Here is a 21,839-nt window from a genome sequence, read left to right on the forward strand (position 1 = left end):
CGGGGGAGACAGCGGCAACGGGGGTGACAGCGGCGAAAGGGGAGACAGCGGCAACTGGGGTGACAGCGGCGACGGCGGCGGTACCAGCTATGCGGACGTGGATGCAGGCACGTACTACGCGGAAGCGGTGCGCATCGGGACGTCGCTCGGTATCGCGAGCGGCTCCGGCGACGGCCGGTTCCGGCCGCGAGATGCCGTCAGCCGCCAGGAAGCGGCGGCGCTGGTCGCCCGCGCGCTCCGCAGCGCAGGCGCTGGGCCGGCAGAAGGCGACGGCGCGGCGCTCGCGGCGTTCGCCGACGCATCCGAGGCCGCCGCGTACGCGCGGCCGGACCTGGCGGCGCTCGTCGACGCCGGCCTGCTCCAGGGCGCGGGAGGCAAGCTGCGGCCGCTAGGCCAGCTGACCCGCGCGGAGGCGGCCGTGCTGCTATACCGCATCTACCTGCGCGGACAATGATAAAGGAGGCGGATCGCCTCTCCTAGTGAAGGCGATGCGCCTCATCCGGCCTACGCCGGTCCCATCGCCTCTCCTGGTGAAGGCGATGCGCCGCATCCGGCCCGCGCCGGCCCAATCGCCTCTCCTAGTGAAGGCGATGCGCCCCATCCGGCGCAGGCCGGTCCAATCGCCTCTCCTAGTGAAGGCGATGCGCCTCATCTGGCGCAGGCCGGTCCAATCGCCTCTCCTAGTGAAGGCGATGCGCCTCATCCGGCGCAGGCCGGCCCCCAGGCCGGTCGCGCTCCGCTGATCGCCGTTTCACCGCATCAACAAACGAGACTCTCCGCCCCTCCGGCAGCCGCCGGACGGATAGAGAGTCTCGTTTGTTTGCTACCTGGCGCTCAGCGCGATGCTGCCGCGGCCTTCATCGGCTCGAGCAGCGCCGCCCGCCAGTTCAGGTACGCCGCATGCGCTTCGCCGCCGTCGATCAGCGCCTTGCAGGCGTAGAGGCCTTGCTCGACCGACTCTACTTTGCCCGCCAGATGCAGCCGGACGGCCCCGTTGAACAGGACCTGGTTCGTGTACGCCAGATCCGATTCGCCCAGCAGCACCGCCTCGGCGACGGCTAGCTGATCGCCCGGCGACCATGTTCGCTCGGGGAGCTCGGCCTCGATGCCATAGGTCTCGGGATCGTAGACCTGCAGGCGGAACTCGCCGTTCTCGATCACGTAGGCACGGGTCGGGCGATTGATATGCAGATCCTCGGAGCCCTCCGCGCCCTGCACGATGAGGGCGCGCTCGTAGCCGAGCTTGATGAACAGCCGCGCGAGCCGGTCGAATACCGTGTTATGGTAGACGCCGAAGACGATGCACGGCGACGACGCGAGATCGAGCAGCTTCTCCGCGCTGTTGAGCACCGTGCGCATGCCGAGCTCCTCGCGGATCGAACGCAGCTTGCCGAGCGGCGGGCACCACTGCTCGGTCGAGGCGAAAAACACGCCGGACGCGGCAAAAGCGCTGAGCGTCCGCTCCGGCGTCAGGTCGGCGGCCGCGATGCCGACGGCGCATACGATATCGTGCAGCGTGATGCCCCACTTGGGCGGCAGGGAGGGGGTGGCGTGCAGGGCGTTCGGCAGTCCGGCGGCGGCGAGCACGAAGGCGGTCGGGAACGTCGCGTAAAACGAGGACTTGCGGCCGTCGTATGGCCCCGCGCTGTCCAGCCCGACGCCCAGGTCCTCCGCGCGGCGGGCATGCCCGCGGGCGACGCGGACGAACGCCTCGAGCTCGTCGACGCTCTCCATCTTAATGCGCTCCGCAATGAAAAAAGCGCCGATCTGCGCCGGCGTCGCTTCCATCGACAAGATCGCTTCGGCAGCGCGGACCGCCTCGTCATAAGTAAGATCCCGTGCGCCGCGCTTGCCGCGGGCGACCTCCTTCAGCAGCTCGATCATCGCTTCGTCCTCCCTTGTTTTTGCTCTTGCAGCAGATTATAGACGTTGACGATGGAGGCGGCGACGTCGACCAGCCGCTTGCGCTCGTTCATGGCCTGCTTGCGCAGGATGTCGTACGCCTCGGTCTCCGTGATGTTCTTGACTTCGCAGAGGATGCCCTTGGCCATATCGATCCATTTGCGCTCCTCGATCTTGGCCAGCAGCTGCCGGCGCTCGAGATGCCATTGCTGCCGCTCGAAGCACTGTTTGGCTCCGAACTGGAGCGTCCAATGAATCTCGGGCGGCTGCATGGAGGCGCTCAGCACGCCGTCCGCCATCACCCCGTCTTCGCAAGCCTCGACGGACAGCGTCGCGGTCGCATCGCTGCACCACCACAGGATCGGCACGACTTTCCACTCGAGGACATGACGGCTCCAGGCCTGAATATCCGGGATCGGCAGATCGAGTATCAAGGCGTCGGCCTCCGCGATGCGCTCGCGCGCCTGCGCTTCGCCCTGCGCCGTAGTTACGATATATCCGCACGATCTCATGACCGATTCGGGGAGATGGTGTCCGGAAGCCGCGGATTCCAGCCGCTGCGCGGCCGTCGCCTGGTTATGGATGACCAGCAATGAACGCATCGACATCCCCCTCTTCTCTCGGTACCGTGAATCTTCGCTTCTCTGCTTCCGTTCTCGTTACCTTTTATAACACAATTTAAAGATAGGTGTCGAGAGGAAAGATAAATCAAATTTTAATGTTAAGTATATTGACATGATTCGTATTACGTAATATATTCGGATTATCAATCGCGAATACAACGGCGTATTCGTATGAAGCGGCAATGGAGCCTGCTTTCGTTTCACGGGACATTTTGTTCCCCGTGACGCGAAGCAGGCTTTTTGAGTTTCAAACGAGATCACGAGACGGGGGAGACGCGAACATGGCGGACAAAAAGAAACTGGTGATGGTCGGCAACGGGATGGCCGGCGTGCGTGCCTTGGAACATCTGCTGAAGCTGGCGCCCGGCCGGTACGACATTACCATCTTCGGCGCCGAGCCTCATCCTAATTATAATCGGATCATGCTGTCTTCCGTACTGGCAGGGGGCACAGACTTAAAGGATATCGTGATGAACGACTGGAGCTGGTACGAGGATAACCGGATCCGGCTGCACGCGGGCCATACCGTAACCCGCATCGACACGGATCGCCGCAAGGTTTATTCGGACCAAGGCGCGGAGGCGGACTACGACACGCTCATCATGGCGACGGGCTCGCGTCCGTTCATGCTCCCGCTGCCGGGCGCGGACAAGGAAGGCGTCATCGGCTTCCGGGATATCGCGGACTGCGAGATTATGCAGGAGACCGCCCGGACTTACAAAAACGCGGTCGTCATCGGCGGCGGCCTGCTCGGCCTTGAAGCGGCGCGCGGCCTGCTCAACCTGGGCATGGACGTGTCGGTCGTCCATATCAGCCCGAACCTGATGAACAGGCAGCTCGACGAGCCGGCGTCCAGGATGCTGCAGGCCGAGCTCGAGGCGCAGGGGATGAAATTCCTGCTGCGCAAGCAATCCGAGTTGATCTACGGCAAAAAGCGCGTCAAGGGCCTCCGATTTACGGACGGCAGCGAGGTGGAGGCGGACCTGATCGTCATGGCGGTCGGCATCAAACCGAACGTCTCGCTGGCGAAGTCGGCCGGCCTGGCGGTCAATCGGGGAATCGTCGTTAACGATTATATGGAAACGAACGTGCCGGACGTGTACGCCGTCGGGGAATGCGCGGAACACCGGGGGATCGCCTATGGTCTCGTCGCGCCGCTCTACGATCAAGGCGCGGTGCTGGCCAAGCGGCTCGCCGGCGTAGAGACGAGCGGCTACGAGGGCTCGATGACCTCCACGAAGCTCAAGGTTTCGGGCGTGGATGTGTTCTCCGCAGGCCAGTACGAGGAGACGCCGGGTACGCGCGCGCTCCGCTACCAGGACGAATTGGACGGGATCTACAAGAAGATCGTCATTCAGGACGACAAGCTCGTCGGCGCCGTGCTGTTCGGCGATACGTCCGACGGCGCATCCCTGTTCTCCATTATGAAAAAGGGCGAGTCGATCAAAGGCAAGGAAAAGGAGCTGCTGCTCGGATTCGCTCCCGGCGGCGGGGCCGCTTCTCCTGCGAGCCGGCTCGAGAGCATGGCCGACGACGAGATCGTCTGCGGCTGCAACGGCGTCTCCAAGGGCGCGATCAAGGACGCGATCGAGACGAAGGGCTGCGCCACGGTCGGCGAGATCAAAGCCTGCAACAAGGCGACCGGCTCCTGCGGCGGCTGCAAGCCGCTCGTCGAAGGCCTGCTCGGCCTCTATGCGGGAGAGCGCGCCGGTGAAGCCGTCAAAGAAGGCATCTGCGGCTGCACGTCCCTGGACCGCGACGAGATCGTCGCCGGTCTCAAGCGCCTCATGCCGAACACCATCAAAGAAGCGATGCTTGCGCTCGAATGGAAGCAGCCGGAGGGCTGCACGAAGTGCCGGCCTTCCCTCAACTATTACATGGGCATGCTGTGGCCCGAGCGCTACAAGGACGAGAAGGAATCGCGCTTCACCAACGAGCGCTATCACGCCAACATTCAGAAGGACGGCACCTATTCGGTCGTGCCGCGGATCTACGGCGGCGTCACCACGCCTTCGGAGCTGAAGAAAATCGCGGAGGTCGCGGAGAAGTATGAAGTCCCTCTGGTCAAGTTCACGGGCGGACAGCGGCTCGACCTCTTCGGCGTCAAAAAGGAAGACCTGCCGGGCATGTGGGAGGACCTCGATATGCCGTCGGGCCATGCGTACGGAAAGATGCTGCGCACCGTCAAGACATGCGTCGGCAATACGTTCTGCCGATTCGGCACGCAGGACGCCATCGGAATGGGCATTCGGCTCGAAAAGGAGTTCGAGCGGATGAACGCGCCGGCTAAGGTGAAGTTCGCCGTATCCGGCTGCCCCCGCAACTGCGCCGAGGCGACGATCAAGGATTACGGCATCGTCGCGATCGACGGCGGCTGGGAGCTGCACGTGGGCGGCAACGGCGGCGTGCATGTCCGCGCGACCGATCTGCTGTGCGTCGTGAAGACGGAGGACGAGGTCGTCGAGTGGGGCGGCGCGTTCCTTCAATATTATAGAGAAAACGCGACTTGGGGCGAGCGGACTTCCGTGTGGGTGGAACGCGTCGGCCTGGAGGCCATCAAGGCCGTCCTGGATGACCCGGAGGAGCGCAAAGCGCTGCACGGACGGATCAAGACCTCGCTCAGCTACATCAACGATCCTTGGAAAGAGATCATCCAGGACAAAGAGCTGCGCAAAAACTTCGAAGCGCTCGCGGTGCCCGCGCCGCTGAACTAACGACTGGAGGCGGAATGGATGACAAAAATGCTGGTCGCCAACCTGGCGGATATCGATATCAAGGGATCGCGCACGTACCGCCACGAGCAGCTGGAGATCGCCATCTTCAAGCTGTCGGACGGTCAGATCCGCGCCGTGGAGAACCGCTGCCCCCATAAGGGCGGCAAGCTGTCGGAGGGCATGGTGTGCGGCACGGCGATCCATTGCCCGCTGCACGATTGGAAGATCGACCTGAAGTCCGGCCGCGTCTACGAGCCGGATGACGGATGCGTGACGTCCTACGAGACCGAGGTCGACGAGAGCGGCTCCATCTTTATCACCATCTAACGACAACACGCAGCAGGGGGATGAGGCGCATGGACTTTGTTAAACCGAGGGAAGTGCTCAAGGCCATGGTGGAGGGCGGCACGGCCAAGGCCGAGATGAGCGTATCGCAGATGCTCGTGCGGGGATTTCTGGGCGGCGCGATCCTGGCGTTCGCGACGACGCTGGCGTTCACGGCCGTCACGCAGACGAAGATCGGTATGGCCGGCGCGCTGATTTTTCCCGTCGGCTTCGTCATGATCGTCCTGCTCGGGCTGGAGCTCGTCACCGGCAGCTTCGCGCTCATCCCGCTCAGCGTGCTGCTGAAGAAGACGACGGCTGGCCGCATGCTCGCCAACTACTTCTGGGTCATCTTGGGCCATCTGGCGGGCTGCCTCGTGTATGCGGCGCTCTACGACCTGACCGCCACCAAGATGGGATCCGACATGGCGAGTCCGCTCGCGCAGCTGCTCGTCACGACCGCCGAGGCGAAGACGATCGCCTACAAGCACATGGGGACGGACGGTCTGTTCCTCGTCGTTATCAAGGCGATCCTGTGCAACTGGATGGTCACGCTCGGCGTCGTGATGGCGATGACCTCGACATCGACCCTGGGCAAGATCGCGGCGATGTGGCTGCCGATCCTGACCTTCTTCGGCCAAGGCTTCGAGCATGCCGTCGTCAATATGTTCGTCATCCCCGCAGGCATGATGCTGGGCGCGGACGTGAGCTTCGGCGACTGGTGGCTGTGGAACCAGATCCCGGTGCTGGCGGGCAACTTCGTGGGCGGCGCATTGTTCACGGGCGTGCTGTTCTATCTGTCGCAAAACGGCGTTCGTCCGCTCGGCGGCCGCAAGCTGGCTAGGATCGAGCCGTCCGCGGCAGCGGAGAGAAGCGCATGAGGCGGCCGGGACCGGTATACCTCGTCGGCGCAGGTCCGGGCGATCCGGAGCTGATCACGCTCAAGGCGATCCGCCGCATCCGGGAAGCGGACGTCATCCTGTACGACCGTCTGGTGAACGAGGAACTGCTCGAATACGCCAATCCGGGCGCCGAGCGCGTCTATTGCGGCAAGAGCCCGGGACAGCATGCGATCCCGCAGTGGGAGATCGAGGCGCTCCTGATCGAGCATGCGCTCGCCGGGCGGACGGTCGTGCGCCTGAAGGGCGGCGATCCGCTCGTTTTCGGCAGAGGCGCAGAGGAGGCGCTCGCGCTGGCCGAGCGCGGCATCCCATGCGAGATCGTGCCGGGCGTGACGTCGGCGATCGGCGCAGGGGCGGCCAGCCGCATCCCGCTCACGCATCGCGACCTGGCGGCTTCGTTCGCCGTCGTCACGGGCAATCGCTGCCGCGAGGACGCGGCGCCCGTCCGCTGGGACCTGCTGGCGCACGGCGTCGACACGCTCGTCATCTACATGGGCATCGGACGCCTCGAGGAGATTCGCGCGGAGCTGCTGCGCCACGGCAAGGCGCCGTCGACGCCGGTCGCCCTGATCGAGCGGGGCACGACCGACCGGCAGCGTGTCGTCACGGGAGCGCTCGAGCATATTCACAAGCTCGCGGAGGCCATGAAGATCGGCAATCCCGCCTTGATCGTGGTGGGCGAGGTCGTGCTCGTACGTGAGCAGCTCCTGCTGCTGGAGGCGCAGGCGAGGCTTGCGATCGGTTAATCTAGGTCAAGCGGTACGCGGGGCGTTCTCGAACGCTCCGTTTTGTCGTCTTCGGCATCGTCGCGCATATACGCTAAGATCTCCGGCGTAAGTTTTCCATCGTCTCATTCATCGCAGAACCTGCCGGGGGTAGAATGGGGCTAGCGAAGGAGGCGAAGGCGGGCATGGCGAAAATAACGGGCATCCGATGCATTCGGACGAGAAAAAACGGAACGTGGACGATCGTAAAGGTCATGACGGACCAGGACGGACTGTACGGGCTGGGCTCGGCTACGGACCTGTTCAACCCGGAAGCGGTCGTCCAGATCGTGGAGCAGCTGCTGGGACCGCTGCTGATCGGACGCGATCCGGCCAATATCGAGGATCTGTGGCAGCTGATGCATCATAGCGGCTATTGGCGGAGCGGCGCGCTGCTGAACACCGCGATCGGCGGCATCGACATGGCGCTGTGGGATATCAAAGGCAAGGAGGCGGGCCTTCCCGTCTATCAGCTGCTCGGCGGCGCGGCCCGCGCGGCCGTTCCCTGTTACGGCCATGCGGGAGGACGAGAGATCGCGGAGCTGAAGGAGGATGTCGCCCGCTTTATCGAAGAGGGCTACACGGTGCTGCGCGTGCAGATGGGCGGCTACGGGGGCGGCGGCTTCGTCGGCGCGGATCGGGCGAACGTCCCGCGCGGCGCCTGGACGACGGGCCCGGTGTTCGACGAGCACGCGTACGTCTCTGCAATCCCCGCGATGTTCGAGCAGCTGCGGGTCGAGTTCGGACCCGAAATCCAGTTTACCCATGACGTGCACGAGCATCTCTCTCCGATTCAGGCGGTGCGGCTGGCGCGCAGTCTGGAGCCGTACGGCCTGTTCTTTCTCGAAGACGCGCTACCGCCGGATCAGGCCGGCTGGTACAGGCAGCTTAGGCAGCAGTGCGCCACGCCTCAGGCCGTCGGCGAGCTGTTCGTCAATCCGCAGGAGTGGGTGCCGCTGATCTCGGAGCGCCTCATCGACTTCATCCGGGTCCGCGTATCGAAGGCCGGCGGCATCAGCGCGTGCCGCAAGATCGCGGCGCTGGCCGAGGCGTTCGGCGTGCGCACGGCTTGGCAGGAGGGCGGAGAGAACGATCCGGTCAATCAGGCGGCGGCGGTGCATTTGGACATGGCGGTGTGGAACTTCGGGATTCAAGAGGTCAACCATTTCCGGCCGGAGGAACTGGAGGCGTTCCCCGGACATATCGAGCGGGTCGGGGGTTACCTGTACCCGTCGTCCAAGCCGGGGCTCGGCATCGATCTGGACGAGACGCTCGCCGCGGCGCTCACGGGCGAGGATTGGCGCCGGGAGAGCTATCACTCGCCGTACGCGCTGGACCGCAAAGCGGACGGCACGCTGGTGCGGCCATGAGAGCGGGGAGCGAAGCGATGCGTACGATCGCGGTCACCGGCGGCAGCGGCAAGCTGGGCCGATACGTCATCGAGGAGCTGCAGCGGCAATCTTACCAGGTGGTCTCGCTCGACCATCGGTCCGGGAGCGGACTGCCCTGCCGCCAGATTCGCGCGGATATGAGCGACCTCGGACAGGTGGCGGGCGGGCTTAAGGGAGCCGACGCGGTCATTCATCTCGCCGCGATACCGGCGCCGGTGGGGTATCCGCATCACCAGATTTTCGCCAATAACGTACTGGGCAGCTTCAATGTGCTCGAAGCGGCGGACATGCTCGGCATCCGGCGGGTCGTCATGGGCTCGAGCACGTCGTGTTATGGCTTCGCCTGGGCGCTTGAGCCGTTTTCGCCGTCCTACCTGCCCGTCGACGAAGCGCACCTGCAGCTTCCGCAGGAAGGGTACGGCCTGTCCAAGACCGTCGGCGAATTGTCGTCCGCCATGTTCGCGCGCCGGAGCGGCATGCAGATCGTCAACCTGCGCTTTTCTCTGATCGCGGCGCCGGAAGAATACGAGGGATTGGCGAAAGAGGCGCGTCAGCCCGAGCATTTCAAAAAAATCTTGTGGAGCTACGTCGACATTCGCGACGCCGCGGCGGCTTGCGCGGCCGCGCTCCGTGCGCCCATGGGGGGAGAAGCCCTCGCGCTGAATATCACGGGCGACGAAGTCCTGAGCGAGCGGGATACGGCGCAACTGATCGCCGAGCACTACCCGGACGTCACGGATCTGCGCGCGGACATGAGCGGCACGGCGCCGCTGTTCAGCAACGCTCTGGCGAAGTCCAAGCTGGATTGGCGGCCGGTCCACAAGTGGCGCTGACAAAGGCGCTTGAACCCCTCGTGCATCAGCTGTTCAAGAAGCCCGTTTAAATCGGGGGAGCGGATTATCCGCTCCCTTTTTTGACATCGCCGCATCTCCATCGCGCATGAAGTCTCGCCTAGGAACAAACCAACCCCCGGCCGCATTTCCATACCCCAAGTAGTCTCAGATGGAAACAAAGCCACTCCCGTCGCAACTCCACGTACTAAAGTAGTCTCACTTGGGGACAAAACCCACCCCCCGCCGCAATCCACGTAGCAAATTAGTCTCAACTAGAAACAAATTCCCCTCCGTCCGCAACCCCCATCCCAAGATAGTCTCAACTGGAAACAAATCGAGCCCCGCCGCAGTTTTCCCTTCCTAGGAAGTCCCCACCGGAAACCATTCCATGGTACGCAGCTGCACCCGCGGACAAATTGTCATCTCCGGCAACATTGACGACAGGCAGCGCGAAGGTTAGAATGAGGTCATCCAATTTAGTAAATTACTAAATTACTAAATCACTATTTTCGCAAAGGTGGCTCCCGCTTGAAAATTCCTACGACTTTAAAACATAAGCCCGTCATCGTGTCCGAAAATTACGAGAACGTGGACGGGCGATACGCCGGCAAGACCGACGCCAAAGGCTTGTCGCTCGGACTCGCGCAGTGGAACGACCGCGGCAAGGTGGAGGTCTCGGCCAAAGTATGGCGCTATACGGGAGAAAAGTGGTCGAGGCAGTCGGAGGAGCTGCCGCTGCATCGCGTGCTGGATCTGGCGATATTGGTCGCACGGGGTCTGGGTCACTTCCGAGAGGCTTATCGTTACGAGGATTTGTACGATCCGGAGCATCCGGTCATTGACCGGGTCGGCCTGCAGGGCGACGCGATGACGGTGGCCGTGTGCACGGACAACGAGCGCATCCGCGAGGATATCAAGCTATTCGGCGCAGCGCTGGAGGAGGACGGGGAACTGATCGGGGAACGGCTTCGCACCCTGTCCCTCATTTTAAAGGAAATGGGGTACTGATTCATGGACAAGCAACGCAAAAAACAGCTGGCGGACGCCTACACGCAGACCTTTCGACCGATGGGGGTCTACCAGATTCGCAATACGGAGAACGGGAAGGTGCTCGTGCGATCATCCATGGACCTGGAAGGCTCGCGCAACCGGTTCGAATTCATGAAGCAGATGAACACCAACACGCTGCCGGAGCTGAAGACGGAATGGGACCGGTACGGAGGCGGCGCATTCGAGTTCGCGGAGCTGGACCGAATCAAGCCGCGCGAGGAACAACTGGCGGACCGGTCCGAGCTGAAGAAATACCAGGACGAGGTGGAAGCGCTGGCCGAGCTATGGGTCGAGAAGCTGCAGCCCTATGGGGATAAAGGGTATCACAAGCTGAAAAGTTAGCCGGCGCCGAAACCCGTCATTTAAATATGCGCGTCTGAAGGAGATCGAGCGCCTGCTCGATCTCTTTGAGCTGCGCTGCGGAGAGACCCTCGATGCGCCGGTCCAACTCGGTCTGCATATGGCCGAATACGCCGTTCATGAGCGCTTGCCCTTGCACCGACAGGCGAATCCGCTGTTTTCTCCGATCCTCGCCGTCCACGACTTTTTCGCAGAGCCCTTTATCGATCAGCTTTCTGAGCTCCCGGCTCGTATTGGGCAAGGACATATGCGTGCAATCCGCTACGCTGCTGAGCGTGACGGGCTGACTGACGGCGATGTACTCGAGCATCTTGTATTGGACCGGCGTGACGGCGTCCAGCTTGATGCCTTTGGCGATCTCATGGGTCGTCCGATGGACGCCCGTGGTGAAGTCTACGAATTTCCGAAAGAGGACTTGCTTGTCCATGCGATCACCTCATACGGTCCAAGATACCAAATTCATTATCAAATAAAAATTATCATTTGACAACCAATAGGTGCGGTGATACCTTCTAGTTATCATATGATAACTATAGGAGGCTTTCAAATGAAGCTGCTCGTCATTTATGCCCATCCGAATCACCGGAGTCTAAGCTATTCTTTTTTGCAGGAGGTGCTGAGAGGCTCCGGCGAGAACGCGTCGATCGACGAGGTGGAGGTACTCGATCTGTATGCGGAGGGCTTCGATCCGGTACTCGTGTTCAACGAAGAAAAAAGGCGGCGGGACATGCATGCGGACCCCGAGCTCGCGAGGCACAGAGCGCAGATCGCCCGGGCTGACAAGCTCGTATTCGTGTATCCGATCTGGTGGGGCCGCCCGCCGGCGATGCTGCTCGGGTATATCGACCGGATGTTCGCTTCGGGCTTCGCCTATCGCGACACCGGCAAGCTGCTCCCAGAGGGACTGCTCCGGGGGAAGACGGCGGTATGCGTCTCGACGATGAAGGGACCGGCCGGATATACGCTGCTGTGGCTATACAACGCGCACAAGACGCTGATGCGGAAGGCGCTGCTGAAGTACGTCGGTTTCGGCAAGGTGAAGTTTTTTGAGTTCGGCAGCATGGAGAGCCCGCGCGGCAGACATAAGGAGAAGCTCGAGAAGGTATACCGTTACTTCAGAAGGGTGACGGCTTAAACGCGCTGGAGCTACCTGAAAAGGAGCTACCTGAAATGGAGCTACCTGAAAAAATGAGGAGCCCGCTGCCGCGGGCTCCTCATGTAAAGGGTTCGTTTCATCGATGCGCTTATTTAAAGAAGAGAAAGTTCGTCGCGAGGCGCCGAAGCCGTCCGTCGGAAGGATTGTTCACGACCCTGCCCTTAAATACGAGGGTCGAGGAACCGCCGCCGTCCAGGTTGTAGCCGTCGATCGTCCCGAACCGGGACAACAGAATCTGCAGCTCCTCGAGCGTCGCGCCGGAGCTGCCGTCCTCGCCGCGGCCGTCGATGACCATCATGAGGATCTGATTGTCCTTATAGTTGGCGATGACGGTCCGGGGCGCGCGCAGCGGACTGGTGCGCCACTTGGCCGGAATGGGCAGATTGACGCCGTTCTTGCGCAGCACCGGCACGAACGAGGCGCCGAACTTCGGATTTTCCTTGTCCAGCTTGGACTTGTCGGTGTACTTGCCTCCGATCAGCTTCATCTGCTCGTTCAGTCCGACGAAGAACAGATCGTTGAAGCTCGGCTCGAAGCCGGTGACGTACTCGCCGCCCACGACGGTCGTGCTTAGCGGATACCGCTTGCCGCCCTGGTCGGCGAATCCGCCCGCGTTGACGCCGGCGATCGCGCCCGTGCGCTTCACCGCGTCGAGCGTCGTCTCCGAGCTGCCGGGCTTGCCGCCGGCCAGCGCCATGCTCATCGCCTTGTCGCTCTTAAGTCTGACCTTAAGCGCGTACCCGCTGAAGTGCTGGGCGCGGATCCCGTAGAGCTGCGCGGTCAGATTGCCCGACTGCACCGAGTCGCGCGGGTAGCCGAGCCTGATGGAGATGCGCCGGTCGTAGATGGTCCCCGGGCGCCCGACCTGGGCCTTGGCGGTCTTCATCATCGCGCTCATGCTCTGGTTCGTCTTCGCGTACAATTCGGATACGCGCTTCACGGACGCCGATATGTCCTTGGCTGTCTTGGCCGCCGTATCGAGCGACTGCGCCTGCGGACGGGCATAGCCGGCGAGCGAGGGGGGCGGCGTCTCCGGGGGCGGGCCGATATCCGGCGCTTCGGGCTTGACGCCTGCGGCGCAGAGCCAGATCAGCATGCCGAGGAAAGGCGCGCACGCCAGCAGCACGGTTCGGTTCAGTTGCTGGACGCCCGTTCTCATTTGAGCACGTCCAGTTCTTTTTTGAGCTGATCCAGCTGCTTCTTGAGCTCGCTGATCTGCGTATACAGCTTATTGCTATTGTCGGTCTTGTCGCTCGCGTTGTCCTGCGTGAAGGTCAGCAGCTCGTTAAGCGTGTCGACCTTGGAAGAGAGCTGCGCCATCTGCGCCGCGTACTCGCTCTCGAGCTTGTCCAGTCTGGCGCTGTAGTCCTGCTGCATCGCCTGTATCTGCGCCGTCGTCTCTCGCTGGAGCTGCTCGGATACCATCTCGCGCTGCTGACCCGTATACCATACGGTGCCGGCCACGCCGGCGCCGATGAGCAGGAGCCACAGGCAGATGAACGGCAAGACGGATTTTTTCGACGCTCTCCTCGGGGTTCTCTCCGTGCTGCCGACCTGCGATCTGGTGTCCGCCAGAGGGGAAGAATTCATCATTGCAGTTAATCACCTCGTAATTCGGCCATACCGATATTGAATGTACATTGTAGCATAATAGATTCGGAAGTGGGTAAAGATGGCCGATTTTTTACCTGCGGATGGATAATCATGAAGCAAAATACATATGGCGCGCATAATGTCTTGCGCGAGCACGGCAAATGCGACGCGGCGCGACTTGTGCTATACTGTATACACCATATACAATTGTTGGACAGAACGGGGGACAAGCGCGATGAGCGGCAATGATGGAATAAGCGACGACAGCCTGGAGAGCCTGCCGCACGGCGCGCAGATTGCCTGGGGGCTGGTCAAGCCGTCGACGAGGGGGCCGAAGGGCGAGCTCAGCGTCGACAAGATCGTGGAGGCGGCGATCGGCATCGCGGATCGGGAGGGGCTGTCGGCCGTCTCGATGAACCGGGTGGCAAGCTCGCTGGGATTCACCACGATGTCGCTGTACCGGTACATCAAGAGCAAGGACGATCTGCTGCTGCTCATGATGGAGGCCGCCTGCGATCTCCCGATTCCGGAGGAACCGGAGGGAGCAGGCTGGAGAGACCGGCTTAAAGCTTACGTGGGGTTGTGCATCGAGGTCATGCGGAAGCATGGCTGGTTTACGGATATTCCGATTCAAGGCGTGCCGATCACGCCCAACAATCTTAAGCTCGTAGATTGGCCGCTGCGGGTATTGCGGGATCTGCCGTTGACCGATTACGAGAAGATGTCGACCGTGCTGCTCCTCAGCGGTTATTCGAGATTTTACGGGGTTCTGATGCGCGACATGGACCGCGCCATGAGCGCGGGCGCCGATCCGGACAGCTTTTCCGGCGAGAAGTACGGCGCCGCGCTCCGCTTGTTGATGACGCCGGAGCGGTATCCGGATCTGTACCCGCTCGTCGAGCGAGGCGTCTATACGGAGGACGACGGCAACAAGGATGAAGCCCAGGACGACTTCAGCTTCGGCTTGGACCGCATTCTGGACGGCATCGAAGCGCTGCTGGCACGGAGATCGTCTGGCGAGAAGTGAGATGCGCGGCGCAAAAAAGCAAGCTTCCGGTGCACGCGTGCCGGGAGCTTGCTTTTTCTGGCATGCAAAAGCCGGAGAGCGAGGCTCTCCGGCATGGACGCGCGGCAGGCGGTTAGGGCCGACTATCGTCGCCCGGCGCGCTTCCTGAAAGCTGCCCCGCACCAGACGAGCGCGATGAGGATCAGTCCCGCGCACCAGACGGCGCCGATCCAGGCGTTGTCGCCGACCGGGGTGCCGAGGAGCAAGCCGCGGATCGTCTCGATGAGCGGGGTGATCGGCTGATGACGCGCGACCCCGCGCAGCCAGTCCGGCATCGTGTCGATCGGCACGAAGGCGCTGGACAGGTAGGGCAGGAAGAGCAGGATGAAGCCGTAGCCGCTCGCGGCGGAAGGACTGCCCGCGACGAGTCCGATGGCGGCATAGAGCCAGGTGAGCGTGAGGATGAACAGGACGATGACGCCCAGCGCGGCGACCCATTCGACGAAGGTGCCGTTCGGGCGGAAGCCGACGAGCAGCGCCACCCCGATCACGACGCCCGTCGCGACGAGATTGCGGGCCAGGCTGGCGGCGACATGGCCGGTGACGACCGACAGACTGCGGATCGGCATCGTGCGGAACCGGTCGATGATCCCGTTGGTCATGTCGGTGGACACGTCGACCGCCGTCGTCGCTGCGCCGTAACCCGCGCACAGCAGGATGATCCCGGGCACGACGTAGTTCGCGTAGTCGCCTCCGGGAGCGATCGCGCCGCCGAATACATAGGTGAACAGCAGCATGAGCATGACCGGCAGGATGATCGCCATCAGGAGCGACTCGGTATTGCGAAGGCTGAGCGTCAGGCTGCGCCGGATAAAGACGGCGTTGGTCGCGGCGGCGGACGGCGGATTGAGCGGGGATAACGTAGGATTCAAGATACGGACACCTCCGAAGTTTGATGGGTCAGCGCGATAAATACGTCGTCCATGCTCGGCCTGCGAATGGTCACTTGCGTATCGGGCGGCAGCGTAGGCGCGAGCGCGTTGAGCACTCTGCCGATATCCTGCACGGAGCCGGTCGTCGCCACCGTGCGGCTCCACTGCTCGCGCTCGCTCGTCAGCTCGATGACCTCGCCGCCCACGCGCGCTTTCAGTTCCGCGGCTGTGCCTTCCGCGACGATGCGGCCGCCGTTCACGACCCCGATCCGATCCGCCAGCTGGTCCGCTTCCTCCAGATACTGCGTCGTCAGGAAGATCGTCATGCCCGACGCCTTGAGCTCCGCGATGATGTCCCACAGCGCGCGGCGGCTGACCGTGTCGAGGCCGGTCGTCGGCTCGTCGAGGAACAGCACCGGCCGGCTCGCCACGAGGCTGATCGCGAGGTCGACCCGCCTCCGCATGCCGCCCGAGAACGTCTTGACCCGCTTGCGCGCGGCCCCGGAGAGATCGAACCGGCGCAGCAGCTCTTCCGTCCGGCGCTTCGATTCGGCGGCCGTCATGCCGGAGAGCCGGCACATCATCCGCAGATTTTCCTCCGCCGTCAGCATCTCGTCCACGGCCGCGAACTGACCCGTCAGGCTGATCGATTGCTTGACCTTGCCGCCTTCCGAGGCGACGTCGTATCCCGCGATGCGGGCGCTGCCGCCGTCGGCCGGGACGAGCGTCGTCAGAATGTTGATGAGCGTCGTCTTGCCGGCGCCATTGGGCCCGAGCAGCGCATAGATCTCGCCTTCGGCTACCGAGATATCGACGCCGCCGAGTACCGTCTGTCCGCCGAAGCTTTTCCTTAAGCCTTTCACTTCAATCGCCAGCTTCATGGATGAAGCTCCTCTCCGTTTATTAACTGTTTATTATGTACACAGTGTATTATATAAACAGTATATAAGCAACACTGTTTTTGTATTTCCCGAATTTTATTTCGAAAAAAAGAATTTATTCCGCTTTTTAGCAGCAAGTCTTATGGCTCCCGTTGGCGGGACCGCTCGTTATCGTTATAATGAGGTTTAAATTGAGTGCAGAAATGAGTGAATGACTTCATGCTAGCGGATGCCGCCAATCCCGTCCGGGATCGAAATATCGTGCTGATCGGCTTCATGGGCGCGGGCAAGACGACGGCCGGCAAGCTCCTTGCCGCCAAGCTATCGAGCGAGTTCATCGATGTCGACGATCTGATCGCATCGGAGCGGGGGATGCCGGTCACGGAGATTTTCCGGACGATAGGCGAGGCCGCGTTCCGGCGGATGGAGAAGGAATATATAGAGGAGCTGTGCGCCGGCAAGCGGTCCGCCGTCCTGTCCCTGGGCGGGGGCGCCTTCCTCCAGGAAGCGATCCGCGACGTCTGCTTGTCCACCTCCGACGTCATCCTGCTCGACATCTCCTGGGACATGTGGAAAAGCCGGCTGCCTCTCATTCGCGACAGCCGGCCGATTCTGCAGAACAAGACGGACGAAGAAATCAAGGCGCTCTACGATTCCAGGCAGGCCATCTACGCCGGGCATCACTTCAAGGTGAACGCAGGCGAGCTGACGCCGGAAGCGGCGGCGCAGGAGATGTTCGACTGGCTGGCATCGCGGGCTCGCGGCTGAGCGGCCCCGGTCCATAACGAAAACGGGATGAAGCGGGCCATTTCCCCGCTTCATCCCGTTTTTTCATTCATTCGTGCTTACAGCTTCACCCATTCGCCGCCGCGCTCGGCGGATTGCTGCTCGGCTTCGACGATCTCGAGCGAGGCGAGCGTGCTCTCCGGCTTACATACCGTGAGGGTCTCGTCCTTCAGGATCGCATTGGTGAAGCTGCGCAGCTCGCCGTAATATCCGTCATGCTCCGCCAGCTCCGGCTGGAAGCGCGCTCCGTCGTTGGGATTGACGGTCAGGCCGTCCTTGCCCAGAATGACGTTCGCGCCGGCGAAGTTGACGCGGAAGCCCATCTCGAACCCGAAGTCGCCCTCGAGCGTCCAGTCGACCTGGGCGTTGAGCACCTTGCCGTCCGGATAGACGTAATGCGTGGAGGCGGCGTCGAAGCCGCTGCCCGGGATATTGTTGCGTCCGATCGTCGATACGCGCTCGGGCTTGCCGAACAGCCAGTTCACGATGTCGGTGTCGTGGATATGCATGTCGAGGAGGGCGCCGCCGCTGAGCTCCGCGTTCAGGAACCAGCCTGCGGGCGCATGCGAGCCTCTGTAGAAGTAACCGCTCGTCACATCGCCGTAACGGCCGTCTTCGACGCAAGCCTTCAGGTACTCGTACGCCGGCCAGAACCGGAGGCACTGCCCGATCTGCAGCTTGCGCCCGGTCCGCTCGGCCGTCTCGACCATGCGACGCGCTTCTTCCGGACGACGCGCCATCGGCTTTTCGCAGAAGACGTGGTAGCCTTTTTCCAGCAGGTCGCAGGTCAGGTCCGCATGCAGCGGGGTCGGCAGCGTGATATCGATCATATCGAGTTCTTCATTCGCCAGCATCTTGTCGACAGAGTCGTAGAGCGCGTATCCGGACAGGTCGTACGTCTCCTGCGCGGTCGCCATGTTGCCGCCGGCCTTGGCGTTCTTCAGCTGCTCGATCGCTACGTCGCAGATGGCGACGAGCTTGACCGAATGGCCTTCTTGTGCCAGGCGTACGTAGTTGTCGAAGTGCATTCTTCCCATGAAGCCGAAGCCGATAAGTCCGATTTTAAGCATGCGATTAATCCTTCCTTCCCAGAATGGCGTCCATCGCGCCGGAGGTATTGTAGATAATTTGCTTGGTGTGGTGGGTGTACTGCGGGATCATCTCAGCCGTGACGTAGCCGTCGTAGCCGACTTCTTGGAGGGCCGCGACGACCGCCGGGTAGTCGACGTCGCCGGCCAGCAGGTCGACGAAGCCGTGCAGCCCGCCTGCTTGTCTGCGGTAATCCTTGAAGTGAACCTTCTTGATGCGATGGCCGAGAATGCGGATCCAGTGCTCGGGATAACCGCTGTAAACCGTATTGCCGACGTCGAAGTAGGAGCCGACCCAGGGAGAACCCACCTGATCGATGAACCCGCGCATCTCGAGCGGGGAGAGGAGGAACTTGTTCCAGACGTTCTCGATGCCGATGGATACGCCAGCGCCGGCGGCTTCGGGCGCGAGCTTCGAGATCGCCTCGAGCGCGCGGTCATAGGCTTTGTCATAGGGGACGACCTCGCTCCCCGGGATGAAGTCCACGCCAACGGCGCCGGGAATGACCAGGATGGCGTCCGCGCCAAGCTTGGCCGCGGTTTCGATTTGCTTTTTGCATACGTCGATCGCCTTGAGGCGGTTGGCCTCGGACTCGCTCGTCATGGCGTAGGACCAGTACAGGCCCGTCGCCAGGCCGGCCAGCTCGAGTCCGGCGTCGGAGAGCTGCCGCTTGATGGCGGACAGCTCGGCGTCCGTCGCCTCTAGACCGAGCTCGCCGGTCTCGTTCAGCGACAGCTCGATGCCTTCGAAGCCTGCGTCCTTGGCCGTCGCGATCGCGTCCTGGATCGATACGCCGTCGCCGAACGACCAGATATTGATGCCTTTTTTCATCGTTAGAGTCCTCCTTGGGCAAGCGTTTGTTTGTCTTCATTATAAGGAAAGCGCTGCCGCGTTCATTTAGAGAAGAAAGTTAAAAGTTGCACGATTCCGTTATAGCGCCTCTCCATGTGTTAAAATGGTTTGAATGGAAGGGGAGTCGAAGGATGGATTTCTCGCGTTTCCCGCTGCGAAGGCCGCTGCCGCCCAGGGAGTGGTCGCCTACCGTACACTACGCGCAGTACCAGAAGCTGCCGCCCGGCTCGCTTGCCGAGCGGTATATTTACGACTTCGAGCTCATCTGCGTGTGCAAGGGGAGGCTGGCGACCGAAATGCGCGGAGAGCGCTATACGGTGGGCGAGGGAGAGACGATCGTCCTCCCGTCCGGCGTGCCGCACCGCAACGCGATCGTCTCCCCGCAGGGCGCGACGCTGCTCGGCATTCACTTCGACTTCGACGGGCGTCTTCGCATCGCGACGGAGAGCGACATGGTGTCGACGGACCTGGACGCGGAGCCGGACTTGGATAAATTCGCGGAGGAGCCCTTCGCGCCCGAGCTCGGCGATTTATCTTCGCGCGCCGTGTATCCGACCGGGCCCGAGTGCTTCCGGCTGATGGACGGGCTCGTCGGAGAGTTTACGATGCGGCGCAGCGGCTACGAGCTCGCATGCAAGTCGCTCATGCTAGGCATCCTGGCGATGCTGCTCCGGACGGGCGACGAGAGCGCGGGCGGCGGGGATTCCGTGCACCGCGAGCGCATTCGCAAAATGATCGAGGCGATGGAACGCGAGCCCGGAGAATCGTGGAGCGCCGAGCGGATCGCACGGGAGCTGAAGGTAAGCGAGGACTATGCGGCCAAGCTGTTCCGTCAGGTCGCGGGGATGCCGCCGGGACGCATGATCCAGTCGATCCGGCTGCGCGAGGCGCGCAGGCTGCTGCGGGAGACGGATTGGTCCGTGGAGACCGTCGGGGCCAGGATCGGTTATCCGGACCTGCACTACTTTAGCCGCGTCTTTACCGCCGGCGAAGGCATCTCCCCCCGGGAATACCGCAAGCTCTCGCGGGTGCTGTGAACGGTATGGCGGCTCGGCGGGATTCGGCATCACAATTCATGAAGGAAAGAAGGGGTATCATGCAGGACTCCAAGTATATGATCGGCGTCGACATCGGCACCACGAGCACCAAGTCCGTGCTGTTCGAGGAGAACGGGAAGGTCGTCGCGCAGGCGACCGTGGAGTATCCGCTCTACACGCCCTCCCCGATCGTCGCGGAGCAGGACCCGGACGAGATTTTCCGGGCCGTCCTGCAGTCGCTCCGGGGCGTGATGGACCGGAGCGGCGCGGCGCCGGAGCGCGTGCTGTTCGTTTCCTTCAGCTCGGCGATGCACAGTCTCATCGCGGTGGACGCAGACGGTCAGCCGCTGACGCGCAGCATCACGTGGGGGGACAACCGCAGCGCGGCTTGGGCGGAGCGCCTGCGGGAGGACGGCACGGGCCACGCGATCTACCTGCGGACGGGCACGCCGATCCATCCGATGTCCCCATTGACCAAGCTGATGTGGCTGCGCGAGGCCCAAGGCGAGCTGTTCCGCGCCGCGCGCCGGTTCATCTCGATCAAGGAATACGTGTTCGCCAAGCTGTTCGGCGAGTATGTCGTCGATCATTCGATCGCCTCCGCGACCGGGCTTATGAACCTGGAGCGGCTCGCCTGGGACGAGGCGGCGCTCGCCGCGGCTGGCGTGACCGAGGACCGTCTGTCGCGCCTCGTCCCGACGACGCATGCGGTATCCGGTCTGAACGACGCCTATGCCCATGAGACGGGGCTGGCCCCGGGGACGCCGTTCATCGTCGGCGCCAGCGACGGCGTGCTGTCCAATCTGGGCGTCGGCGCCATCGAGCCGGGCGTCGTCGCCGCGACGATCGGCACGAGCGGCGCGATCCGCGCGGTGGTCGAACGTCCGGAATTGGATCCGAAGGGACGGACGTTCTGCTACGCGCTCACCGAGCGGCACTGGGTGATCGGCGGTCCGGTGAACAACGGCGGCGTCCTCCTGCGCTGGGCGAGGGAGGAGTTCGGTTCGTCCGTGTCCGAGACGGCCAAGCGGCTCAAGATGGACCCGAACGATCTGCTGATGGAGATCGCGGCCAAGGTGCCCCCTGGCAGCGAGGGCCTGCTTTTTCACCCGTACTTGACCGGCGAGCGCTCCCCGCTGTGGGACGCCAACGCGCGCGGCTCGTTTTTCGGATTGACACTCCATCACGGCAAGGAGCATATGCTGCGCGCCGTGCTCGAAGGCGTTATATTCAACTTATATACCGTGTTGCATGCCGTGGAGGAGCGCATCGGCCGCCCGCGCCGCATCCACGCGACCGGCGGCTTCGCCCGTTCCGCGCTGTGGCGGCAGATGATGACCGATATTTTCGACCAAGAGCTCATCGTGCCGGAGAGCTTCGAGAGCTCCTGCCTGGGCGCGGCCGTGCTCGGTCTGTACGCGACGGGGCGGGTCGGCTCGCTGAACGTCGCCGCGGACATGGTCGGCGCCACGCACCGGCACCGGCCGGATCCCGCGCACGCGGCCGTCTACCGCAAGCTGCTGCCGATCTTTATCGAGATCTCTCGCAAGCTGAAGGACGAATACCGGGCCATCGCCGAATTCCAGCGCGGGCAGACGGGAGTTTAAGCGGCCTGTCGGGCGTCTTCGCCGGGGGCTGCGCACA

General features: G+C 62.6%; 23 protein-coding genes. 14 read left to right on the forward strand and 9 right to left on the reverse strand.

Annotation, left to right across the window (positions count from 1 at the left end):
* On the forward strand, positions 1-454 hold a 454-nt coding region (locus PQG80_RS27620; protein WP_271755048.1), incomplete at its 5' end, for an S-layer homology domain-containing protein.
* A 380-nt stretch (positions 455-834) separates the two neighbouring features.
* Here PQG80_RS27620 and PQG80_RS27625 read toward each other — a convergent pair.
* Positions 835-1,884, reverse strand: coding sequence for an anthranilate phosphoribosyltransferase (locus PQG80_RS27625; RefSeq protein WP_271755049.1), 1,050 nt, complete (start codon positions 1,882-1,884; stop codon positions 835-837).
* Positions 1,881-2,504: an ANTAR domain-containing response regulator gene (locus tag PQG80_RS27630; protein WP_271755050.1), complete on the reverse strand. Its 624-nt coding sequence runs from the start codon at positions 2,502-2,504 to the stop codon at positions 1,881-1,883. The genes PQG80_RS27625 and PQG80_RS27630 overlap by 4 nt, the downstream gene beginning before the upstream one ends.
* Before the next feature lie 302 nt (positions 2,505-2,806).
* Here PQG80_RS27630 and nirB point away from each other — a divergent pair, with 302 nt between their 5' ends.
* The 8 genes from nirB to PQG80_RS27670 all read left to right on the forward strand — a co-directional run bounded on the left by nirB (position 2,807) and on the right by PQG80_RS27670 (position 10,845).
* Complete coding sequence (gene nirB / locus PQG80_RS27635) at positions 2,807-5,239, forward strand: nitrite reductase large subunit NirB (RefSeq protein WP_271755051.1); 2,433 nt, start codon at positions 2,807-2,809, stop codon at positions 5,237-5,239.
* A gap of 18 nt (positions 5,240-5,257) precedes the next feature.
* Positions 5,258-5,566: a nitrite reductase small subunit NirD gene (gene nirD / locus PQG80_RS27640; protein WP_271755052.1), complete on the forward strand. Its 309-nt coding sequence runs from the start codon at positions 5,258-5,260 to the stop codon at positions 5,564-5,566.
* A gap of 29 nt (positions 5,567-5,595) precedes the next feature.
* Entirely contained in the window at positions 5,596-6,444 is an 849-nt protein-coding gene (locus tag PQG80_RS27645) for a formate/nitrite transporter family protein (RefSeq protein ID WP_271755053.1), read from the forward strand.
* Positions 6,441-7,211 carry a uroporphyrinogen-III C-methyltransferase gene (gene cobA, locus PQG80_RS27650; RefSeq protein ID WP_271755054.1) on the forward strand — a complete coding sequence of 257 codons (771 nt, stop codon included), beginning with the start codon at positions 6,441-6,443 and terminating at the stop codon, positions 7,209-7,211. Before PQG80_RS27645 ends, cobA begins: the two co-directional genes overlap by 4 nt.
* A gap of 164 nt (positions 7,212-7,375) precedes the next feature.
* On the forward strand, positions 7,376-8,599 hold the full coding sequence (locus PQG80_RS27655; protein ID WP_271755055.1) for an enolase C-terminal domain-like protein: 1,224 nt from the start codon (positions 7,376-7,378) through the stop codon (positions 8,597-8,599).
* Positions 8,600-8,616: 17 nt separating this feature from the next.
* Positions 8,617-9,453 carry an NAD-dependent epimerase/dehydratase family protein gene (locus tag PQG80_RS27660; protein WP_271755056.1) on the forward strand — a complete coding sequence of 279 codons (837 nt, stop codon included), beginning with the start codon at positions 8,617-8,619 and terminating at the stop codon, positions 9,451-9,453.
* 528 nt (positions 9,454-9,981) lie between these two features.
* Positions 9,982-10,461, forward strand: a complete 480-nt coding sequence (locus PQG80_RS27665) for a DUF6530 family protein (protein WP_271755057.1) — start codon at positions 9,982-9,984, stop codon at positions 10,459-10,461.
* 3 nt (positions 10,462-10,464) lie between these two features.
* Entirely contained in the window at positions 10,465-10,845 is a 381-nt protein-coding gene (locus PQG80_RS27670) for a GIY-YIG nuclease family protein (protein ID WP_271755058.1), read from the forward strand.
* A 16-nt stretch (positions 10,846-10,861) separates the two neighbouring features.
* Here the strand turns inward: PQG80_RS27670 and PQG80_RS27675 are convergent, their stop codons facing one another.
* Positions 10,862-11,290, reverse strand: a complete 429-nt coding sequence (locus PQG80_RS27675) for a MarR family winged helix-turn-helix transcriptional regulator (RefSeq protein WP_271755059.1) — start codon at positions 11,288-11,290, stop codon at positions 10,862-10,864.
* A gap of 120 nt (positions 11,291-11,410) precedes the next feature.
* Between PQG80_RS27675 and PQG80_RS27680 the strand changes: the two genes are divergently transcribed.
* Positions 11,411-11,998, forward strand: coding sequence for an NAD(P)H-dependent oxidoreductase (locus tag PQG80_RS27680; RefSeq protein ID WP_271755061.1), 588 nt, complete (start codon positions 11,411-11,413; stop codon positions 11,996-11,998).
* 109 nt (positions 11,999-12,107) lie between these two features.
* Here the strand turns inward: PQG80_RS27680 and PQG80_RS27685 are convergent, their stop codons facing one another.
* Complete coding sequence (locus PQG80_RS27685; protein ID WP_271755062.1) at positions 12,108-13,178, reverse strand: phosphodiester glycosidase family protein; 1,071 nt, start codon at positions 13,176-13,178, stop codon at positions 12,108-12,110.
* Complete coding sequence (locus PQG80_RS27690; protein ID WP_271755063.1) at positions 13,175-13,612, reverse strand: hypothetical protein; 438 nt, start codon at positions 13,610-13,612, stop codon at positions 13,175-13,177. The genes PQG80_RS27685 and PQG80_RS27690 overlap by 4 nt, the downstream gene beginning before the upstream one ends.
* A 235-nt stretch (positions 13,613-13,847) precedes the next feature.
* Here PQG80_RS27690 and PQG80_RS27695 point away from each other — a divergent pair, with 235 nt between their 5' ends.
* Positions 13,848-14,639, forward strand: a complete 792-nt coding sequence (locus PQG80_RS27695) for a TetR/AcrR family transcriptional regulator (protein WP_271755064.1) — start codon at positions 13,848-13,850, stop codon at positions 14,637-14,639.
* 122 nt (positions 14,640-14,761) lie between these two features.
* Here the strand turns inward: PQG80_RS27695 and PQG80_RS27700 are convergent, their stop codons facing one another.
* Positions 14,762-15,553 carry an ABC transporter permease gene (locus PQG80_RS27700; RefSeq protein WP_432432816.1) on the reverse strand — a complete coding sequence of 264 codons (792 nt, stop codon included), beginning with the start codon at positions 15,551-15,553 and terminating at the stop codon, positions 14,762-14,764.
* Positions 15,547-16,431: an ATP-binding cassette domain-containing protein gene (locus tag PQG80_RS27705; protein WP_271755066.1), complete on the reverse strand. Its 885-nt coding sequence runs from the start codon at positions 16,429-16,431 to the stop codon at positions 15,547-15,549. The genes PQG80_RS27700 and PQG80_RS27705 overlap by 7 nt, the downstream gene beginning before the upstream one ends.
* Positions 16,432-16,650: 219 nt before the next feature.
* Here PQG80_RS27705 and PQG80_RS27710 point away from each other — a divergent pair, with 219 nt between their 5' ends.
* A complete protein-coding gene (locus PQG80_RS27710) occupies positions 16,651-17,199 on the forward strand; it encodes a shikimate kinase (RefSeq protein ID WP_271755067.1) in 549 nt (182 codons plus the stop codon).
* Between the two features lie 77 nt (positions 17,200-17,276).
* Here PQG80_RS27710 and PQG80_RS27715 read toward each other — a convergent pair whose 3' ends face one another.
* Together PQG80_RS27715 and PQG80_RS27720 are read right to left on the reverse strand one after the other, a co-directional pair.
* Positions 17,277-18,287 (reverse strand): Gfo/Idh/MocA family protein, encoded by a 1,011-nt coding sequence (locus PQG80_RS27715; RefSeq protein WP_271755068.1) that lies wholly within the window; start codon positions 18,285-18,287, stop codon positions 17,277-17,279.
* A 4-nt stretch (positions 18,288-18,291) separates the two neighbouring features.
* Positions 18,292-19,137, reverse strand: a complete 846-nt coding sequence (locus PQG80_RS27720; RefSeq protein ID WP_271755069.1) for a sugar phosphate isomerase/epimerase family protein — start codon at positions 19,135-19,137, stop codon at positions 18,292-18,294.
* A gap of 152 nt (positions 19,138-19,289) precedes the next feature.
* Between PQG80_RS27720 and PQG80_RS27725 the strand changes: the two genes are divergently transcribed.
* Together PQG80_RS27725 and gntK are read left to right on the forward strand one after the other, a co-directional pair.
* A complete protein-coding gene (locus PQG80_RS27725) occupies positions 19,290-20,195 on the forward strand; it encodes an AraC family transcriptional regulator (RefSeq protein WP_271755070.1) in 906 nt (301 codons plus the stop codon).
* A gap of 59 nt (positions 20,196-20,254) precedes the next feature.
* Entirely contained in the window at positions 20,255-21,802 is a 1,548-nt protein-coding gene (gntK, locus tag PQG80_RS27730) for a gluconokinase (RefSeq protein ID WP_271755072.1), read from the forward strand.
* Positions 21,803-21,839 lie beyond the last annotated feature (37 nt).

The organism is Cohnella rhizoplanae, assembly GCF_948329515.1.
GTDB classification, from domain to species: domain Bacteria; phylum Bacillota; class Bacilli; order Paenibacillales; family Paenibacillaceae; genus Cohnella; species Cohnella rhizoplanae.

Bases quoted from the DNA above. Each gene is read 5' to 3' on its own strand.
- PQG80_RS27625 (WP_271755049.1), bottom strand. From the start codon at position 1,884: ATGATCGAGCTGCTGAAGGAGGTCGCCCGCGGCAAGCGCGGCGCACGG.
- PQG80_RS27630 (WP_271755050.1), bottom strand. From the start codon at position 2,504: ATGCGTTCATTGCTGGTCATCCATAACCAGGCGACGGCCGCGCAGCGG.
- nirB (WP_271755051.1), top strand. From the start codon at position 2,807: ATGGCGGACAAAAAGAAACTGGTGATGGTCGGCAACGGGATGGCCGGC.
- nirD (WP_271755052.1), top strand. From the start codon at position 5,258: ATGACAAAAATGCTGGTCGCCAACCTGGCGGATATCGATATCAAGGGA.
- PQG80_RS27645 (WP_271755053.1), top strand. From the start codon at position 5,596: ATGGACTTTGTTAAACCGAGGGAAGTGCTCAAGGCCATGGTGGAGGGC.
- cobA (WP_271755054.1), top strand. From the start codon at position 6,441: ATGAGGCGGCCGGGACCGGTATACCTCGTCGGCGCAGGTCCGGGCGAT.
- PQG80_RS27655 (WP_271755055.1), top strand. From the start codon at position 7,376: ATGGCGAAAATAACGGGCATCCGATGCATTCGGACGAGAAAAAACGGA.
- PQG80_RS27660 (WP_271755056.1), top strand. From the start codon at position 8,617: ATGCGTACGATCGCGGTCACCGGCGGCAGCGGCAAGCTGGGCCGATAC.
- PQG80_RS27670 (WP_271755058.1), top strand. From the start codon at position 10,465: ATGGACAAGCAACGCAAAAAACAGCTGGCGGACGCCTACACGCAGACC.
- PQG80_RS27675 (WP_271755059.1), bottom strand. From the start codon at position 11,290: ATGGACAAGCAAGTCCTCTTTCGGAAATTCGTAGACTTCACCACGGGC.
- PQG80_RS27680 (WP_271755061.1), top strand. From the start codon at position 11,411: ATGAAGCTGCTCGTCATTTATGCCCATCCGAATCACCGGAGTCTAAGC.
- PQG80_RS27685 (WP_271755062.1), bottom strand. From the start codon at position 13,178: ATGAGAACGGGCGTCCAGCAACTGAACCGAACCGTGCTGCTGGCGTGC.
- PQG80_RS27690 (WP_271755063.1), bottom strand. From the start codon at position 13,612: ATGATGAATTCTTCCCCTCTGGCGGACACCAGATCGCAGGTCGGCAGC.
- PQG80_RS27695 (WP_271755064.1), top strand. From the start codon at position 13,848: ATGAGCGGCAATGATGGAATAAGCGACGACAGCCTGGAGAGCCTGCCG.
- PQG80_RS27705 (WP_271755066.1), bottom strand. From the start codon at position 16,431: ATGAAGCTGGCGATTGAAGTGAAAGGCTTAAGGAAAAGCTTCGGCGGA.
- PQG80_RS27710 (WP_271755067.1), top strand. From the start codon at position 16,651: ATGCTAGCGGATGCCGCCAATCCCGTCCGGGATCGAAATATCGTGCTG.
- PQG80_RS27715 (WP_271755068.1), bottom strand. From the start codon at position 18,287: ATGCTTAAAATCGGACTTATCGGCTTCGGCTTCATGGGAAGAATGCAC.
- PQG80_RS27720 (WP_271755069.1), bottom strand. From the start codon at position 19,137: ATGAAAAAAGGCATCAATATCTGGTCGTTCGGCGACGGCGTATCGATC.
- PQG80_RS27725 (WP_271755070.1), top strand. From the start codon at position 19,290: ATGGATTTCTCGCGTTTCCCGCTGCGAAGGCCGCTGCCGCCCAGGGAG.
- gntK (WP_271755072.1), top strand. From the start codon at position 20,255: ATGCAGGACTCCAAGTATATGATCGGCGTCGACATCGGCACCACGAGC.